Raw genomic sequence first — 2,500 nt, 5'->3', positions numbered from 1 at the left:
TACCAAGGCTTGACATACACCGGAAACACTCAGAGATGGGTGCCCCGCAAGGTCGGTGTACAGGTGGTGCATGGTTGTCGTCAGCTCGTGTCGTGAGATGTTGGGTTAAGTCCCGCAACGAGCGCAACCCTCGTTCCATGTTGCCAGCACGTAATGGTGGGGACTCATGGGAGACTGCCGGGGTCAACTCGGAGGAAGGTGGGGACGACGTCAAATCATCATGCCCCTTATGTCTTGGGCTTCACGCATGCTACAATGGCCGGTACAGAGTGCTGCGATGCCGCGAGGTGGAGCGAATCACTAAAAGCCGGTCTCAGTTCGGATTGGGGTCTGCAACTCGACCCCATGAAGTCGGAGTCGCTAGTAATCGCAGATCAGCAACGCTGCGGTGAATACGTTCCCGGGCCTTGTACACACCGCCCGTCAAGTCACGAAAGTCGGTAACACCCGAAGCCGGTGGCCTAACCCTTGTGGGGGGAGCCGTCGAAGGTGGGACTGGCGATTGGGACTAAGTCGTAACAAGGTAGCCGTACCGGAAGGTGCGGCTGGATCACCTCCTTTCTAAGGAGCTTCTCATCAGAGACGCCTCTTATGTCCTCCGAATGTGGGGACTGGGGCGATGCTCAAGGGTGGATCATCGATTAGTTGGCCTTCGACCGTTACCGGTCGGTGAGTACGGCTCGTGTCTTCTCTTCGGAGAGGGTGTGAGTGTGGAAAGCCGGTTCGGTGGGGTGGGAGGCTTGGCACGTTGTTGGGTCCTGAGGGATCGGCTGCACATCAGTGGCCGGCTCGTTGTTGCGGGCTGGTCGGTGTGGTTGGTTTCTACTCTCCCTTCTTTGGTGGTCGCCGTATGGGTGGCTGTCGGGTGGGGATGGGTTGGTGTTTTGAGAACTGTACAGTGGACGCGAGCATCTTTGTTGTGGTCAAGTTTTTAAGGGCACACGGTGGATGCCTTGGCATCAGGAACCGATGAAGGACGTGGGAATCTGCGATAAGCCTCGGGTAGTCGATAACCAGACTGTGATCCGAGGATTTCCGAATGGGGAAACCCGGCTGGAGTCATGTCCAGTCACCCGCACCTGAATATATAGGGTGTGTGGAGGGAACGTGGGGAAGTGAAACATCTCAGTACCCACAGGAAGAGAAAACAACAGTGATTCCGTGAGTAGTGGCGAGCGAAAGCGGAACAGGCTAAACCGCATGCATGTCAAGCTGGTAGGTGTTGTGTGTGCGGGGTTGTGGGAGTGTGTTCGATCAGGCTACCGACTGGTCGGGGAGTAAGAAATTCATGGCGTAGGCGAAAGGTCTGGAAAGGCCTGGCGTAGAGGGTGTGACCCCCGTAGCCGAAACGTTGTGATCTCCCTTATGCATTTCCCAAGTAGCACGGGGCCCGAGAAATCCTGTGTGAATCTGGCGGGACCACCCGCTAAGCCTAAATATTCCCTGATGACCGATAGCGGACAAGTACCGTGAGGGAAAGGTGAAAAGTACCCCGGGAGGGGAGTGAAATAGAATCTGAAACCGTGTGCTTACAACCCGTCGGAGCCTCCTTGTGGGGTGACGGCGTGCCTTTTGAAGAATGAGCCTGCGAGTTAGTGCTTCGTGGCGAGGTTAACCCGTGTGGGGAAGCCGTAGCGAAAGCGAGTCCGAATAGGGCGTTTGAGTCGCGGGGTCTAGACCCGAAGCGGAGTGATCTACCCATGGCCAGGTTGAAGCGACGGTAAGACGTCGTGGAGGACCGAACCCACTTAGGTTGAAAACTGAGGGGATGAGCTGTGGGTAGGGGTGAAAGGCCAATCAAACTCCGTGATAGCTGGTTCTCCCCGAAATGCATTTAGGTGCAGCGTCGCGTGTTTCTTGCCGGAGGTAGAGCTACTGGATGGCTAATGGGCCCCACCGGGTTACTGACGTCAGCCAAACTCCGAATGCCGGTAAGTGAGAACGCGGCAGTGAGACTGCGGGGGATAAGCTTCGTAGTCGAGAGGGAAACAGCCCAGATCATCAGCTAAGGTCCCTAAGCGTGTGCTAAGTGGAAAAGGATGTGGAGTTGCAATGACAACCAGGAGGTTGGCTTAGAAGCAGCCACCCTTGAAAGAGTGCGTAATAGCTCACTGGTCAAGTGATTCCGCGCCGACAATGTAGCGGGGCTCAAGCACATCACCGAAGCTGTGGCAATCACACATTATCCTCCTTTTTGGCAGGGGTGTGGTTGGGTAGGGGAGCGTCGTGTGGCGAGTGAAGCGGCCGAGTGATCGAGTCGTGGACGCCACACGAGTGAGAATGCAGGCATGAGTAGCGAAAGACGGGTGCGAAACCCGTCCGCCGAATGACCAAGGGTTCCAGGGTCAAGTTAATCTTCCCTGGGTAAGTCGGGACCTAAGGCGAGGCCGACAGGCGTAGTCGATGGACAACGGGTTGATATTCCCGTACCGGCGCAAGACCGCCCATATCGAGGCAGGGGATGCTAAGCACCCGAAGCCGCCCTCACCACACCTTTGGT

General features: G+C 56.4%; 2 rRNA genes (1 of these 2 cut by a window edge). Both read left to right on the top strand.

The features are described 5' to 3' along the window. Positions 1 to 561: ribosomal RNA gene (locus tag MOPEL_RS01300) — 16S ribosomal RNA — on the top strand (it extends 958 nt beyond the left edge of the window). Between the two features lie 360 nt (positions 562 to 921). Then, positions 922 to 2,500, top strand: a 23S ribosomal RNA gene (locus tag MOPEL_RS18030); the annotation flags it as partial.

Origin of the sequence: Mobilicoccus pelagius NBRC 104925, from assembly GCF_000247995.1 — a bacterium.
Taxonomy (GTDB): Bacteria; Actinomycetota; Actinomycetes; order Actinomycetales; family Dermatophilaceae; genus Mobilicoccus; species Mobilicoccus pelagius.
This window is presented reverse-complemented; position numbering and strand designations above follow the sequence as displayed.